This window comes from Gordonibacter sp. 28C, from assembly GCF_003339845.1.
Taxonomy (GTDB): domain Bacteria; phylum Actinomycetota; class Coriobacteriia; order Coriobacteriales; family Eggerthellaceae; genus Gordonibacter.
Map to the genome: position 1 here is coordinate 98,953 of NZ_PPTR01000012.1, position 15,951 is coordinate 114,903.

Consider the following 15,951-nt stretch of genomic DNA (forward strand, 5'->3'; position numbering starts at 1 on the left):
GAGCGACCGTATGGCACGCTCGCCGCATGGGGCGCGGTGCTCCCGAAGGCACCGCGCCGGACGGCCGGCAGGCCGTCCCTACGAAAAGAGGCCGCCGGATTGTTCCGGCGGCCTCTTCAACGTTTCAAGCGACGTCTTCGCTTACGCTTACGCCTGAGCGTACAGGTCCTTCAGCTTCAGCAGGTGCTCGTAGCGATCCATGGCGGCCTGCTCGTTGCGCTCGAACAGCTCGGTGGCGCGCTCGGGGAACTCGCGGGTCAGGCGGCTGTAACGGGCCTCGTTCATGAGGAACTCCTGGTAGCCGCCGGCGGGCTCCTTGGAGTCGAGCACGAACTTCTTGCCCGGCTCGGCGGCCGGGTTGAAGCGGAACAGGTTCCAGTAGCCGCAGTCCACGGCCTTCTTCATCTCGTCCTGGCAGTTCGCCATGCCGCCCTTGATGGAGTGCATCTCGCAGGGCGAGTAGCCGATGATGAGCGACGGTCCGGGGTACGCCTCGGCCTCGGCGATGGCCTTGATGGTCTGGGCCGGCTTGGCGCCCATGGCAACCTGCGCCACGTACACGTAGCCGTAGCTCATCGCGATCTCGGTGAGGCTCTTCTTCTTGATGTCCTTGCCGGCGGCCGCGAACTGCGCCACCTGGCCGATGTTGGACGCCTTGGAAGCCTGGCCGCCCGTGTTGGAGTACACCTCGGTGTCGAACACGAACACGTTCACGTTCTGGCCGGACGCCAACACGTGGTCGAGTCCGCCGTAGCCGATGTCGTAGGCCCAACCGTCGCCGCCGAAGATCCAGAACGACTTCGCACCCAGGTAGTCCTTGTCCTCGAGGATCTCGGGCGCCAAGGGACAGCCGTCGGCGGCCGCGGCCTCGAGCGCGGGAACGAGCGCGCGCGCCGCCTGGGCGTTGGCCTCGCCGTCCTCCAACGTGTCCAGATACGTCGCGATGAGCGCCTTCGTATCGGCCGGGGTCTTGTCGCTAGCGGCCATTTCCTCCAGCTTGCCCACCAGGCGCGTGCGCACCGCCTCGTGGCCCAGCAGCATGCCCAAGCCGTGCTCGGCGTTGTCCTCGAACAGCGAGTTCGACCAGGCCGGGCCATGGCCTTCCTTGTTCACCGCGTACGGCGACGTGGCGGCCGGGCCGCCCCAGATGGACGAGCAGCCGGTGGCGTTCGTGATGTACATGCGGTCGCCGAACAGCTGGGTGACGAGCTTGGCGTACGCCGTCTCGGCGCAGCCGGCGCAGGCGCCCGAGAACTCGAGGAGCGGCTGCTTGAACTGGCTGCCCTTAACGCTGGCGTCCTCAAGCTCGGGCTTGTCGGACACGGCCGCCACGCAGTAGTCGAAGACCTCCTGCTGGTCGAGCTGGCTTTCCGTGGGAACCATGGAAAGCGAGTCGGAGGGGCACACGTTCACGCACACGCCGCAGCCCATGCAGTCGAGCGGCGACACGGCCAGCGTGTACTGCAGGCCGGCCGCGGCCTTGCCCTTCGCCGGCACGAGCGTGGTGGCCGCCGGAGCCGCCGCGGCCTCGGCCTCGGTGAGCGCGAACGGGCGGATGGTGGCGTGCGGGCACGCGAAGGCGCACTGGTTGCACTGGATGCAGGTCGAAGCGTCCCATGCGGGCACGCTCACGGCCACGCCGCGCTTCTCGTAGGCGGCGGCACCCTGCTCGAACTGGCCGTCCACGTGCGGCACGAACGCCGAAACGGGCAGGCGGTCGCCGTCCATGCGGCCCACCGGCTCCATGATGTCGCGCACCATCTTCACCACTTCGGCGCGACCCTCGAGCGCGGGCTGCTCGCCCTCGTCCACGGCGTCGGCCCAGCTGGCCGGGATCTCCACCTGCACGAACGCGGTGGCGCCGGCGTCGATGGCGCGGTGGTTCATGTCGACGACGTCCTGGCCCTTCTTCAGGTAGGACTTCGTGGCCGCGTCCTTCATGTACTGGATGGCCTCGTCCTGCGGGATCACGTTCGCCAGCGTGAAGAACGCCGACTGCAAGATGGTGTTCGTGCGCTTGCCCATGCCGATCTCGCGGGCGAGGTCGATGGCGTTGATGGTGTAGAGCTTGATGCCGTTGTTGGCGATGTAGCGCTTCGCCTCGGCGTTCAGGTGGTGCTCCAGCTCCTCGGGCGTCCACTGGCAGTTGATCATGAACGTGCCGCCCGGCTTCACGTCGTTCACCATGCGGAAGCCCTTGGTGACGTAGGAGGGGTTGTGGCAGGCCACGAAGTCGGCCTTGTTCACGTAGTAGGTGCTGCGGATGGGCGAGTCGCCGAAGCGCAGGTGGCTGATGGTCACGCCGCCCGTCTTCTTAGAGTCGTACTGGAAGTAGGCCTGCACGTACTTGGCGGTGTGGTCGCCGATGATCTTGATGGAGTTCTTGTTGGCGCCCACCGTGCCGTCGCCGCCGAGGCCCCAGAACTTGCACTCCACCGTTCCCGGAGCCGCCGTGTTGGGGCTCGCGGGATCCTCGGGCAACGACAGGTTCGTCACGTCGTCCACGATGCCCACGGTGAACTCGCGCGCCGGGGCGTCCTTCTCGAGCTCCTTGTACACGGCGAACGCCGACGAGGGCGGGGTGTCCTTCGAGGCCAGGCCGTAGCGGCCGCCCACCACGGTCAGGTCGGAGCGGCCCTCGTGCGCGAGCGCGTTCACCACGTCCATGTACAGCGGTTCGCCGAGCGCGCCCGGCTCCTTCGTGCGGTCCATGACCGCGATCTTCTTGACGGTTGTCGGCAGCGCGGCCATGAACTTCTCGCTCACGAACGGGCGGTACAGGCGCACCTTCACCAGGCCCACCTTCTCGCCGTGGGCGTTCAGGTAGTCGATGACCTCTTCCACCACGTCGCAGAACGAGCCCATGGCCACGATCACGCGGTCGGCGTCGGGCGCGCCGTAGTAGTTGAACAGCTCGTAGTTCGTGCCCAGTTTGGCGTTCACCTGGTGCATGTAGTCCTCCACCACGGCCGGCAGCGCGTCGTAGTGGCCGTTGCAGGCCTCGCGGTGCTGGAAGAACACGTCGCCGTTCTCGTGGCTGCCGCGCATGGCGGGATGCTCGGGATTGAGCGCGTGGTCGCGGAAGGCGCGCACGGCGTCCATGTCGCACATCTCGGCCAGGTCGTCGTAGTCCCACACGGCGATCTTCTGCACCTCGTGGGAGGTGCGGAAGCCGTCGAAGAAGTTGATGAAGGGGACGCGGCCCTTGATGGCGGCCAAGTGCGCCACGGCGGACAGGTCCATGACCTCCTGCACGTTCGTCTCGGCCAGCATGGCGAAGCCCGTCTGGCGGCAGGCCATGACGTCGGAGTGGTCGCCGAAGATGGAGAGCGCCTGGGTGGCCACCGTGCGGGCGCTCACGTGGAACACGCTCGGCAGCTGCTCGGCGGCGATCTTGTACATGTTGGGGATCATGAGGAGCAGGCCCTGGGAGGCCGTGTAGGTGGTGGTGAGCGCGCCTGCGGCCAGCGAGCCGTGCACCGCGCCGGCGGCACCGCCCTCGGACTGCATCTCGCACACCTTCACCTTCGTGCCGAAGATGTTCTTCTGACCGGCGGCGGACCACTGGTCCACCAGGTCGGCCATCGGGCTCGACGGGGTGATGGGGTAAATGCCCGCCACCTCGGTGAACGCGTAAGATACGTACGCTGCGGCGTTGTTGCCGTCCATGGACTTGAATTCTCTCGTCATACACCTCTCCTTTGAAGGGGCCCTGCTCCGACCGGAATCTCGCGCGCGAGCGCATCCGCGACTGCGATACGCAGATGAAAACGCACCTGCGGACCTCCACCCATCCTCTCGCTTGACGCTCGCCTTCCCTTGGGAAAACAGCATCTATGATACCAGCGCGCTTTAGCCGGCTCGAGGGACGCGGCGGCGGACGGCATGCACGGGGGCGCGGGTGATCGACGGGAGCGCGAATTGTGACCAGACTATGGAGAGCGGAAATGCGATTAGAGCGGGCTCAGCTCCTTGCCCAATTCCTCGGCCAAAAGAGGGAGCAGCTCGGCCATGGTGGCGTCGATGGCCTTCTTCTTCAGCTGGCACTCCCAGACGACGTGGACCTTCCACCCCAGGGCCTCGAGGGCGGCCTGGCTCCGCTCGTCCCGCTCGACGTTGCGCTCGAACTTCACCACCCAGTACTCCACGTTGCTCTTGGGAAGGCGCGGCTTGCAATGGGGGCAGCGATGCCAGAAGCACCCGTTGATGAACAGCGCCACCTTCTTGCCAGGCCACGCCACGTCGGGACGGCCCGGCACCTTCCATTGCAGGCGGTAGCCCGCAAGCCCCGCCTCGCGCAGGCGGGCGCGCACCAGCAGCTCGGGCTTCGTGTCGCTGCGCTTGTTTCCCTGCATGGACTTGCGCACGGCCTCGTTCGAGGCGGGCGGCGGCGCTATGCGGGACGGCGCGGGCAGCGCGCGAGTCGCCAGAAGCTCGACCCGTGCGCGAAAACGCGCCGCGGATTCCGAGGATCCCGCGGACTTCCCTCGTGCACGCGCACCAAACGTATCGTTTACCGTCTGCTTACATATGGCCATATGCCGCATGATAACACGCGTTTCCCCAGTTCATATATTCTCCCATTAGAATAGTAAGAACAATATTGAGCTTACAAGTTCTTTATTTTCCAGCGATTTTGCACCATAATAGGCGGAGCTGTTGTGCGCGTGCGCAAGCATGCGCGTATGCTCGGGGCAGGAAGGCCCCGTCACCGAATGGAGGGAAACCTATGGAACAGCCTTTGAAAGCACCTTTGTCCCGCCGCACGTTCCTTGCGGGGGGCGCCGTGGCCGCGACGGCCGCCGGACTCGCGCTCGCCGGTTGCGGCGGTGGAGGCGACGCGAAGACCGAAACGCCGAAGGAAGACGGCGCCGCCGCTCCCGCAGAGGGCGGCACGCTGACGGGTGCCTGCGCCTACACGTCCACGAACGTGAACCCCGTGGGCCTGAACGGCGGCTCCGCGCTCATGCTGGCCGCCACGTGGCATGTGTTCGAGGGCCTGTACGACCTCGACCTGCACACCTACAAGACCTACAACGCGCTCGCCGCCGGCGAGCCGGTGAAGGTCACCGACACCGAGTACGAAGTGGCCCTGCGCGACGGCGCCAAGTTCTCCGACGGCACGGACGTGACCGTGGCCGACGTGGTGAACGCCCTCGAGGTCAACATGGCCGACGCCACCTGCGGCGCGTTCCTGTCGTTCATCGACTCGGTTGCCGAGAAGGACGACAAGACGGTCACCATCAAGCTGAAGTACCCCTTCGCGCTGCTGAAGGACCGTCTGTCCGTGGCGAAGGTGTTCCCCGCCTCCCTCACCGAGGACCAGCTCAAGACCATGCCCATCGGCTCCGGCCCGTGGATGTACGAGAGCGTCAACGGCGACGACGGCGGCACCATCAAGTTCGCCCCGAACCCGAACTACGAGGGCACCTACAAGCCCACGGCCGACGCCATGGAGTGGAACATCCTGCTGGACGGCACCGCCCGCACGACGGCGCTGCAGGAGGCCACGGTGCAGGTCATGGAGAACGTGCCCGACGCCAACGCCGACCAGCTCTCCGCCGCCGGCGCCACCGTCGAGTACGCCCAGGGCTTCAACCAGGCGTTCTTCATGTTCAACACGCTGAAGGCCCCGTTCGACGACTACCGCGTGCGCCAGGCCCTCTACTACGCCATCGACGTGGACAAGCTCATCTCCAACCAGCTGAACGGCCATGCCGCGCCGGTCACGGGCTTCCTGCCGGAAGAGCATGAGAACTACCACAAGGCCGCCACGGTCTACACGCACGACGTCGACAAGGCCAAGAGCCTGCTCGCCGAGGCCGGCCAGGAGAACCTCTCCTTCACGCTCGTCGTGAACAACAACTGGGTGAAGGACCTCGCCCCGCAGATCCAGGAAGACCTCAAGGCCATCGGCGTCGAGTGCACCATCGACGAGCAGAAGGTCAACTGGAGCGAGTACGCCGCCTCCGACTCGACGCTCTCCTACGACGTCATGCTCACGCCGGGCGACCCGACCTGCTTCGGCAACGACCCCGACCTGCTCATGAGCTGGTGGTACGGCGACAACGTGTGGACGCAGGGCCGCACGTGCTGGAGCAAGGCTCCCGACGGCAAGTGGGCCGAACTGCAGGACCTCATGCAGCAGGCGCGCGAGGCCGACAGCTCCAAGCAGCAGGATCTGTGGAACCAGTGCTTCGACCTCCTGGCCGAGCAGGTGCCGCTGTACCCGCTGTTCCACCGTCAGATCGCCACGGGCTACCAGGAGAGCATGATCTCCGGTTTCAAGCCCATCGCCACGACGGGCCTCGTGTTCCTGGGCGCCAGCCCCAAGGCGTAAGGTTCAACCTTGCCAGCTTGACACGTTTCGAAAGGGCCTGCTCCGCCGGAGCGGGCCCTTTTCATGGGTAGCGCGGCGAAAGGCGCGACGAGCCGCCTTTCGCCGCGCTCACCTGCACCGTCTTTCTTGCTTCACACCTTATTTTCCACCGGCAAACCGCATGCGGTCATATAGAATAAGGCTGACTGTTTGAAGAGGGGTCATGGCTTCCATGCACGCGAGAACAAACGGTCGCCGACGATAACCGATCAGAGTCCAGAGCGAAAGGAGGGTGCGGTGAACAACCTGCTAAGAATGATCGGGAGACGCCTCATAGCGCTGCCCATCATGATATTCGGTGTCACCATCCTCGTATTCTTCGTCATGGCGCTCTCCCCCATCGACCAAGCGTATTCGGTCCTGGGAGAGAACGCGACCGAGGCGCAAGTCCAGCAGTACCGTGAGGACCACGGGCTGAACGATCCGATCCTCGTGCAATACGGCAACTACATGGTGGGCTTGGCCCAAGGCGACCTGGGCACGTACGGCGCGAACAACGCCTCCGTGGCCGAGCGCATCGGCCAGGCGCTGCCCGTCACGCTCCAGCTCACGTTCTTCGGCCTCATCATCGGCGTGGTGGTGGCGGTGATCCTGGGCGTGGTCTCGGCGCTGTACCGAGACCGATGGCCCGACCAGATCATCCGCGTGTTCTCCATCGCGTGCATCGCAACGCCGTCGTTCTGGCTCGCGGTGCTCATGATCCTGCTGTTCTCGTCCATGCTGCACGTGCTGCCCGCCTCGGGCCCCCTTCCCGCCTTGTTTTCCGATCCCAGCGGTTGGCTCGCGCGCATGGCGCTGCCGGCCATCGCGTTGGGCGTGCCCGTCTCGGGCCAGCTCACGCGCGTCATCCGCACGTCCATGGTCGAGGAGCTCGACCGCGACTACGTGCGCACGGCGCTGGGCGCCGGCATCCCGAAGAGCGTCGTGGTGGCCCGCAACGTGCTACGCAACGCGCTCATCACCCCGGTTACGGTGCTGGGCCTGCGCATCGGCTACCTCATCGGCGGCGCCGTGGTCATCGAGGTCATCTTCAACCTGCCCGGCATGGGCATGGCCATCCTCTCGGGCATCACGTCCAGCTACACCATGTTGGTGCAGGGCGTCGTGCTGGTGGTGGCCATCACGTTCATCATCATCAACATCATCGTGGATATGCTCTATATCCTGATCGATCCGCGCATCAGGACGGTGTGACATGGTTAAACTTCGAGAGAACACAACGACAAAGCTGGAATCCAACCCTGGAAAAGTGCGTTTCCGCCGTTGGAAGGCCATGTCCATCGGATCGCGCATCTCGCTTATCGTGCTGATCCTCATCGTCATGATCGCCGTGCTGGCCAACATCATCGCACCGCACGACCCGTACGCCATCTTTACCGCCCGCCAGGCCCCCGATGCCCAGTTCCTGTTCGGCACCGACGACAAGGGCCGCGACGTGCTGTCGCGGATGATGTACGGCGCGCGCTACTCGCTCATCATCGGCTTGGGTGCCACGGCCTTCGCGCTCATTTGCGGATCCATCATCGGCGCCGTCGCCGCGGTGTCCCGCAAGTGGGTGTCGGAAGTCATCATGCGCATCCTCGACGTGGTCATGTCCTTCCCCGGCATCGCGCTGGCCGCCACGTTCGTCATCGCGTTCGGCAGCTCGGTTCCATCGCTCATCTTCGCGATCGGCTTCCTTTACATTCCGCAGATCGCACGCATCGTGCGCGCCAACGTGGTGAGCGAGTACAACCAGGACTACGTGCGCGCCGTCGTGGTGAGCGGCGCCCGCGCCCCGTGGATCCTCGTGAAGCACGTCATCCGCAACTGCATCGCGCCGGTCATGGTGTTCACCATCGTTTTGGTGGCCGACGCCATCGTGTTCGAGGCTTCGCTGTCGTTCATCTCCGCCGGCATCCCCGAGCCCACCCCCACGTGGGGCAACATCCTGTCCGACGCGCGCGGCGGGGTGCTTGCCGGCCGCTGGTGGCAGGCGCTGTTCCCGGGCCTGGCCATCATGATAACGGTGCTGTGCCTGAACATCCTGTCCGAGGGCATCACCGACGCCATGGCCGCGGCCCCGAAGGCCCCCGTCAAGGCCGCCGACGACGCCCTGGTCGCCAATCGCGAGGCCGACAAGATGGTCGCCGACCCCACGCTGGCCTACGCCGCCCAGGCCGAGATGCTGGAGAAGCGCCTGGCCCAGCTGCAGGCGGTGGAGAAAACGCGCAACGACCGCTTCGAGGCGCGCACCGACGTGCCGCCCATCCTGGAGGTCAAGGACCTGTGCATCAAGTTCCCGCGCCACGGCGACGTGAACGTGGTGGACCACGTGAGCTTCGTGGTGCGCCCGCGCCAGACCATGGGCCTCGTGGGCGAGTCGGGCTGCGGCAAGTCCATCACGTCGCTCACCATCATGGGCCTGCTCGATCCGAAGGCCACCGTCACGGGCGAGGTGCTCTACGACGGCCAGAACCTGCTGACCATGAGCCAGAAGCAGATGAACGCCCTGCGCGGACGCGAGATCGCCATGATCTACCAGGACGCGCTGTCCTCGCTGAACCCGTCCATGCTCATCAAATCGCAGATGAAGCAGCTCACGAAGCGCGGCGGCACCCGCACCGCGGAAGAGCTGCTGGAACTGGTGGGCCTCGACCCGAAGCGCACGCTGGACTCCTATCCGCACGAGCTCTCCGGCGGCCAGCGCCAGCGCGTGCTCATCGCCATGGCGCTCACGCGCGATCCGAAGCTCGTCATAGCCGACGAGCCCACCACGGCCTTGGACGTGACCGTGCAGAAGCAGGTTATCGACCTGCTGAACAGGCTGCAGAAGGAGCTGGGCTTCGCCATGGTGTTCGTGAGCCACGACCTGGCCCTCGTGGCCGAGGTGGCCAACTCCATCACCGTCATGTACGCCGGCCAGGTGGTCGAGCAGGGTCCGGTCACCGACATCCTGTGCCACCCCGTGCACGAGTACACACGCGGCCTGTTGGGCTCGGTGCTGTCCATCGAAGCCGGCGGCATGCGCCTGCACCAGGTGCCGGGCTCGGTTCCCAGCCCGAAGGACTTCCCCGAGGGCGACCGCTTCACGCCGCGTTCGAGCCATCCCGACAAGGTCTCGCAGCTGCGCCCCGTGCTCAAGCGCGTGGAGGGCACCGACCACTACTACGGCGAGCTGCCTGACAGCGAGCTCAAACGACTTGGTATCAAGCCCTACGTGCCAGGAGGTCCGCTGCTATGAGCGACGAGAAACTGAACGAGGCCGCCGCCGTGCCGGAGGGCGCGGACGGCGAGCCCACCCCCATCATCTTCCTCGACGACGTGCGCGTGACGTTCAAAACGCGCACGGGCTCGATTCTCCACCCCAACAAGGTGCAGGCCGTGCGCGGTCTGACGCTGAAGCTCATGCCGGGTCAGACGCTGGGCATCGTGGGCGAATCCGGCTGCGGGAAATCCACGACGGCCAACGTCATGTGCGGTTTGCAGCAGCCCACTTCGGGCAAGGTGTTCTTCAAAGGCAAGGATGTGACGAAGCGCTCCGCCGCCGAACGCCGCCTGATCGGCCGCGTGATATCGGTGGTGTTCCAGGACCCGGCCACGGCTTTGAACGCGCGCATGAGCGTGCACGACCAGCTCATGGACCCGCTCGTGGTGCACAAGATCGGCGACAAGGCCTCGCGCGAGGCGCGCGTGCAGGAGCTCATCGAGATGGTGGGCCTGCCGGGCTCGGTGCTCGACGCGCTGCCGGGCCAGCTTTCCGGCGGCCAGCGCCAGCGCGTGGCCATCGCGCGCGCCCTGTCGCTCAAGCCCGACGCCATCATCGCCGACGAGCCCACGAGCGCCTTGGACGTGTCGGTGCGCGCGCAGATTTTGAACCTGCTCATGGACCTGAAGCGCGACCTGGGCCTGTCGATGGTGTTCATCAGCCACGACATCCAAACGGTGCGCTACATATCCGACCGCATCATCGTCATGAACGCGGGCGAGGCGGTGGAGCGCGGCACGGCCGAAGAGGTGTTCTCGAACCCGAAGGACGACTACACGAAGCTCTTGCTGGGAGCGGCGCCTTCGCTTTTGCATCCTGATTTGGGGAAGTAGCGCGCTTCTACCTGCGGCGAGGGGCGGACGGCGGGGCCTCCGTGCTCAGACAGTCCTCGCTTCGCTGCGGAACTGCGCGCGGAGGCCCCGCCGTCCGCCCTGCCGGTTGGGAGCGCGTATCAACCGGAGGATTCAAAAGCGCCTTGGCTTGGTGAGAGTAAAGCCGAGGCGCTTTTCTTGTGGTCGACCCTTGCCGTACGTTGACGGCGGCCATCAGGGGAATTAAAGTCTTGACGATTATGATTCGCTACAGGGAAAGAGGCTAGTTTTTTATGACTGATTCACCGTTTCGCGGCGTAATCCCCCCGGTTGTCATTCCGCTGACCGAGAAGCGCCAGCTCGACCTGGAGGCGCTCGAGCGCTCCATCAACCGCATGATCGACGCGGGCGTGGACGGCCTGTTCTTCCTCGGCTCCTCGGGCGAGGTGGCCTTCCTCACCGACGCGCAGCGCTACCATGTGCTGCAGGAGGCCATCGCCATGGTGCACGGGCGCGTGCCGGTGCTCACGGGCATCATCGATATGGAGACCATGCGCGTGATCGACCAGGCCAAGCGGGCTACGGGCTACGGCGTGGACGCGCTCGTAGCCACTGCCCCGTTCTACGCGCTGGGCGGCCCGAAAGAGATCGAGCGACACTTCCGCGCCATCCGCGAGCACACCGACCTGCCGCTGTTCGCCTACGACCTGCCCGTGTGCGTGCACACGAAGCTCGACCCCACCATGCTGGTGCGTCTGGGTTCCGACGGCGTGCTGCAGGGCGTGAAGGACTCGTCCGGCGACGACGTGAGCTTCCGCTGGCTCGTCTTGCAGAACGAGGACGCCGGGCATCCCCTGCAGCTGCTCACCGGCCACGAGGTGGTCGTCGACGGCGCGTACCTGAGCGGCGCAGACGGCTCCGTTCCGGGCCTGGCCAACATCGACCCCGCCAGCTACGTTGAGCAGTGGCGCGCCGCGCAGGCCGGCGACTGGGAACGCGTGCGCCAGATACAGAACCATCTGGCCCGCCTCATGTTCGTCACGCGCGAGGTGAAGGCCACCGTGGGCTTCGGTGCCGGCGTGGGCGCGTTCAAGACGGCCCTGTGGCAGATGGGCGTGTTCAACACGAACCAGATGCGCGAGCCCGTGTGCGCGCTGGAGGGCGAGGACGTGGACCACATCGTCGACGTGCTCAAGAAGGCCGGCCTCATGGATGCCGACGCCCCGACGCGCGAGTCGCACTGGAGCGCCTGCCCCGTCGTCGAATAACCGAAGCGAGGAGGCTCCGTGACTGCTGACAACGCCCAGAAACTGATCGAGGCGCGCGACTGGATCCGACAGGAGCTGGACGCCTGCATCGACTTTTGGCTGGAACATGGTATGGACCGCGAGAACGGCGGCGTGTACACCTGCCTCGACCGCACGGGCGAGATCTACTCGACCGACAAGAGCGTGTGGATGCAGGGGCGCTGCGCCTGGACGTTCTCCTATTTGTGCCACCTGTACGGCGAGAAGCCGGAATGGAAGGAGGCCGCGAAAAGCTGCCTGGACTTCCTGGAGGAGCACTGCATCAACCGCGAGGCGGGCGGCCGCCTGTACTTCACGGTGACGGCGGAGGGCAAGCCGCTGCGCCAGCGCCGCTACAACTTCTCCGAGGGCTTCTACGCCATCGCGAACGCCGAGTACTACGGCCTCACGGGCGAGGCGGAGCACCTCGAGCGCGCGCGCCGCGCGTACCATATGATCTACGACCTGAACAACGGCCTCGTGGAGGATCCCACGGGCCTCGGCCCCAAGACCATCCCCGAGACGAGGGCGGGCCGCGCTCTGGGCGATCCGATGATCTTCCTGAACATCATCGGCATCATGCGCCGCGTCGACCCCGCGCACGCCGACGAGTACGATAGGCACGCTCGGGAGTGCACCGACCGCATCGTGAACGAGCACTACCGCCCGGAGCTGGGCTGCACGCTGGAAAGCGTCAATCTCGACGGCGAACCGGAGCTCTGGTACACGGCCGGACGCGTGGTGAACCCCGGCCACGACATCGAATGCAGCTGGTTCATGATGGACGAGGCCAATTACCGGGGCGACCAGGCGCTGCACGAAGCCGCCGAGAGCATCTTCCGCCTGGCCATCGAGGCCGGCTGGGACAAGGAGTACGGCGGCCTGCTGTACTTCATCGACTGCAAGGGCCTGCCCACCGAAGCCTACGAGCACGACATGAAGCTGTGGTGGCCCCACAACGAGATCATGATCGCCGCGTCGAAGGCCTACCGCGACACCGGCGACGAGTACTACCTGGACTGGCTTTTCAAGACGCTGGACTACTGCAAGGAGCACTTCGCCGACCCCGAGTACGGCGAATGGTACGGGTACCTGCGCCGCGACGGCCTGCCCACCATGCCCCCCACCAAGGGCTCCACGTTCAAGGGCCCCTTCCACGTACCCCGCGCGCTGTCCATGACCGAGCGCGTGCTGACCGAGATCATCGGAGACTAGGGGTTCCGTCGGCCTGACGGCCGACGGAACCACCCACTTGTAGAGCGACCTGCGAGAAAGGCAAACCATGAACTACCTGGGTATCGATTACGAGATCAAGAACGTGCCCGTCCTGGACGAGCAGTTCATCCCCTTCGGCGTGTGGGCGCGCGAGTACCTGAAGGGCGCAACCCTCCCCATCGCCGTGGCCGTGGAGCGCGAGGACGGGCTCATCTCGGTGCGCGAGAGCTTCATCCGCGGCGGCGAATTCGCCGAGGCCGACTTCCGCTACGTGGAGCGTCTGGTGAAGTTCGAGCTGTGGAGCATCGGCGGCTTCCGCGTCTACCTGCGCGGCTGCGACGACATCGCGGCGAAGCTGGCGGCCGCGTACTCGCCCGAGGGCGAGCGCGCGTTCGACTACGGCTTCGTGGGCGACGTGTACGAGAAGCCCCTCGAGGTCGTGGCCTGCTCCGAGGCCGACTTCCCCGCCGCCAACGAATCCGCCAAGCAGATCGGCGGCCACATGGAGGGCTGCCGCATCGGCTTCGACGCCGGCGGCTCCGACCGCAAGGTGTCGGCCGTCATCGACGGCGAGTCGGTGTACTCCGAGGAGGTCGTGTGGTTCCCGAAGGTCACCGAGGACCCGGAGTACCACTTCAACGAGATCGTGACGGCGTTCAAGACCGCCGCGTCCAAGATGCCGCGCGTCGACGCCATCGGCGTGTCGTCCGCCGGCACGTTCGTGGGCAACAGCCCCATGGTGGCGTCCCTGTTCATCAAGGTGCCGCGCGAGCGCCGCGACGAGGTGAAGAGCATCTACGACCGCGCGGGCAAGGAGATCGGCGACGTGCCCCTGGTGGTGGCCAACGACGGCGACGTGACCGCGCTCGCCGGCTTCATGAGCACGGGCTCGGGCGACATCCTGGGCATCGCCATGGGCACCTCCGAGGCCGTGGGCTACGTGAACGCCGACGGCAACGTGCTCGGCTGGATCAACGAGCTGGCCTTCGCGCCGGTCGATCTGTCGCCCAACGCCATGCAGGACGAGTGGTCCACCGACTTCGGCGTGGGCTGCAAGTACTTCAGCCAGGACGCCGTCATCAAGTTGGCGCCGACCGCCGGCATCGAGCTCGACCCCGAGCTCTCCCCCGCCGAGAAGCTCAAGGTGGTGCAGGGTCTGGCGAACGAGGGCCATGCGGGCGCGCTGGACATCTTCCGCTCCATCGGCGTGTACCTGGCGCACACGCTGGTGCTGTACAGCTCGTTCTACGAGATCAAGACGCTGCTGGTGCTGGGCCGCGTGGCCTCCGGCGTGGGCGGCGACCTGGTGATCAGCGAGTGCAACCGGGTGCTGGCCGAGGAGTACCCCGAGCTGGCCGAGCAGATCAACGTCACGCTGCCCGACGAGATGATGCGTCGCGTGGGCCAGTCCGTGGCCGCCGCCAGCCTGCCGGCGACGAAGTAGACGGCAACGACAGAACCGAGCCTTCGAAGGGCCGCTGCACCTCGCAGCGGCCCTTTTCGCGCCGAGCGCCGATTCCGTGCATTCCTCGTGCGACGTGGTGAAACAAAGCCCTTCCAAAACCAAATGAACGCGCTATACTTTACCCTTATGCTCATAGCGTATCGTGCGGGACGATGACAAGGAGTGATCGTGCAATCGCTGCTCTACATCGAAGTGAACCTGCTGTGCCTGCTCATCCTCGTGCTGGTCTTGGTAAAGGTCCGCATGGGGAACGACCTGCGCAACCGGCAGTTCTGGTTCTCGGCCGTCCTGCTGGCGAACATCCTTGCCTCTTTCCTCGACATTCTGTGGATCCTGGTCACCAAGGGCTCCGTGCACGTGGCGCCGCTCGGCAGCTTCTGCATCAACGCGGCGTACTACCTCATGGCCTCTGTCGGCAGCTTCTGCTGGTTCGTGTACTCGGAGAAGGTGCAGAACTCGCGCTTCGTGGCCTCGCATGCGCGGATGGTCGCCTGCGCGGTGCCGCTTATGGTCTCGTTCGTGCTGGTGCTGTCGTCCTACTGGACAGGATGGGCGTTCAGCATCGACGCCGACGGCGGATACGAGCGCGGCAGCCTGTACTACGTGCAGTTCTTCATCGTGTACGGATACGGCCTGTTGACGGCCGCCCATGCGCTTCTAGGCTCGTTCAAGAAGGAGAACTTCGCAGTTCGCTCGCAGTACCTGGCGCTCACGTACTTCGCCGTCCTGCCGCTGCTGTTCATCACGTTGCAGGCTTTCGCCCCGAACGTGCCGCTCACGTGCGTGGGCGTTGCCGTCGCCCTTCTGTGGGTGTACCTGGACATGCAGGAGCAGAAGATCTCGCTCGATCCTCTCACGCAGCTGAACAACCGCACCGAGCTGGCGAAGCACGTCGCGCAGCGCATGCGCCATCGGGACGCGGGCCAAACGCTCTGCCTGTACTTGGTCGACGTGGACCATTTCAAAACCATCAACGACACGTACGGCCACGTGGAGGGCGATCGGGCGCTGCAGCGCGTGGCCGACGCCTTGAGGCGGTGCTGCGCGGACGGCTCGGGCTTTCCCTCTCGCTACGGTGGAGACGAGTTCGTACTGGTGCGCGAAGCCGCGAGCCCCTGCGACGCGAAAGAGGTGAGCGCGTATCTGAACGCCGAGCTCGCGAAACGCGACGAAGGGGAGGCAGCGGGATACTCCATGCAGGTGAGCGTGGGTTCGGCGGCGTACACGGAGGGGGTTCGCACCCTGCAAGACCTCGTGCACGAGGCGGACCAGGAGCTCTACCGAGTGAAGGCGGCCCGGAGCACCTCGTAGCTCAAAGCACATGTCATCCTGAGCGAGCGAAGCGAGTCGAAGGATCTACCCACCAGTGCAGAGATCCTTCGACTCCGCGCTTCGCGCTCCGCTCAGGATGACAAAGGGAGGGGGGTGTTTCTATAGTTTTGTCAACTCATCTTTTCACGCTTTCCTAGAGAAGCAGGGCATGCTGACGCGAGCCCTGCGATAGGGCCTATTGAGACGGAGCGCGCCGGCCAACTCTCAGGACGGGG

Annotated in this window: 10 protein-coding genes; 8 read left to right on the forward strand and 2 right to left on the reverse strand. The window is 65.5% G+C overall.

The genetic code is table 11. The features are described 5' to 3' along the window. Positions 1–147: 147 nt before the first annotated feature. Together nifJ and C1878_RS13475 are read right to left on the reverse strand one after the other, a co-directional pair. Complete coding sequence (gene nifJ / locus C1878_RS13470; protein WP_114602117.1) at positions 148–3,690, reverse strand: pyruvate:ferredoxin (flavodoxin) oxidoreductase; 3,543 nt, start codon at positions 3,688–3,690, stop codon at positions 148–150. 263 nt (positions 3,691–3,953) lie between these two features. After that, on the reverse strand, positions 3,954–4,367 hold the full coding sequence (locus C1878_RS13475) for a very short patch repair endonuclease (RefSeq protein WP_255417932.1): 414 nt from the start codon (positions 4,365–4,367) through the stop codon (positions 3,954–3,956). Between the two features lie 362 nt (positions 4,368–4,729). Here C1878_RS13475 and C1878_RS13480 point away from each other — a divergent pair, with 362 nt between their 5' ends. From C1878_RS13480 to C1878_RS13515, 8 genes are all read left to right on the forward strand, one after another. Next, complete coding sequence (locus tag C1878_RS13480; RefSeq protein ID WP_114602119.1) at positions 4,730–6,340, forward strand: ABC transporter substrate-binding protein; 1,611 nt, start codon at positions 4,730–4,732, stop codon at positions 6,338–6,340. Between the two features lie 276 nt (positions 6,341–6,616). Continuing rightward, positions 6,617–7,573, forward strand: coding sequence for an ABC transporter permease (locus C1878_RS13485; RefSeq protein ID WP_114602120.1), 957 nt, complete (start codon positions 6,617–6,619; stop codon positions 7,571–7,573). A gap of 1 nt (position 7,574) precedes the next feature. After that, positions 7,575–9,602: a dipeptide/oligopeptide/nickel ABC transporter permease/ATP-binding protein gene (locus tag C1878_RS13490; RefSeq protein WP_114602121.1), complete on the forward strand. Its 2,028-nt coding sequence runs from the start codon at positions 7,575–7,577 to the stop codon at positions 9,600–9,602. After that, positions 9,599–10,459: an ABC transporter ATP-binding protein gene (locus tag C1878_RS13495; RefSeq protein ID WP_114602122.1), complete on the forward strand. Its 861-nt coding sequence runs from the start codon at positions 9,599–9,601 to the stop codon at positions 10,457–10,459. Before C1878_RS13490 ends, C1878_RS13495 begins: the two co-directional genes overlap by 4 nt. Before the next feature lie 272 nt (positions 10,460–10,731). Then, entirely contained in the window at positions 10,732–11,706 is a 975-nt protein-coding gene (locus tag C1878_RS13500; RefSeq protein WP_114602123.1) for a dihydrodipicolinate synthase family protein, read from the forward strand. A gap of 18 nt (positions 11,707–11,724) precedes the next feature. Further along, complete coding sequence (locus C1878_RS13505) at positions 11,725–12,939, forward strand: AGE family epimerase/isomerase (protein ID WP_199519352.1); 1,215 nt, start codon at positions 11,725–11,727, stop codon at positions 12,937–12,939. Between the two features lie 67 nt (positions 12,940–13,006). Beyond that, positions 13,007–14,383: an ROK family protein gene (locus C1878_RS13510; RefSeq protein ID WP_114602124.1), complete on the forward strand. Its 1,377-nt coding sequence runs from the start codon at positions 13,007–13,009 to the stop codon at positions 14,381–14,383. Positions 14,384–14,572: 189 nt separating this feature from the next. Beyond that, entirely contained in the window at positions 14,573–15,715 is a 1,143-nt protein-coding gene (locus C1878_RS13515; protein ID WP_147272953.1) for a GGDEF domain-containing protein, read from the forward strand. Positions 15,716–15,951: the final 236 nt, after the last annotated feature.

What these genes read in the sequence shown, in the direction of transcription:
- C1878_RS13480 (WP_114602119.1), top strand. Translation starts at nt 4,730, where the DNA reads ATGGAACAGCCTTTGAAAGCACCTTTGTCCCGCCGCACGTTCCTTGCG.
- C1878_RS13500 (WP_114602123.1), top strand. Translation starts at nt 10,732, where the DNA reads ATGACTGATTCACCGTTTCGCGGCGTAATCCCCCCGGTTGTCATTCCG.
- C1878_RS13490 (WP_114602121.1), top strand. Translation starts at nt 7,575, where the DNA reads ATGGTTAAACTTCGAGAGAACACAACGACAAAGCTGGAATCCAACCCT.
- nifJ (WP_114602117.1), bottom strand. Translation starts at nt 3,690, where the DNA reads ATGACGAGAGAATTCAAGTCCATGGACGGCAACAACGCCGCAGCGTAC.
- C1878_RS13495 (WP_114602122.1), top strand. Translation starts at nt 9,599, where the DNA reads ATGAGCGACGAGAAACTGAACGAGGCCGCCGCCGTGCCGGAGGGCGCG.
- C1878_RS13510 (WP_114602124.1), top strand. Translation starts at nt 13,007, where the DNA reads ATGAACTACCTGGGTATCGATTACGAGATCAAGAACGTGCCCGTCCTG.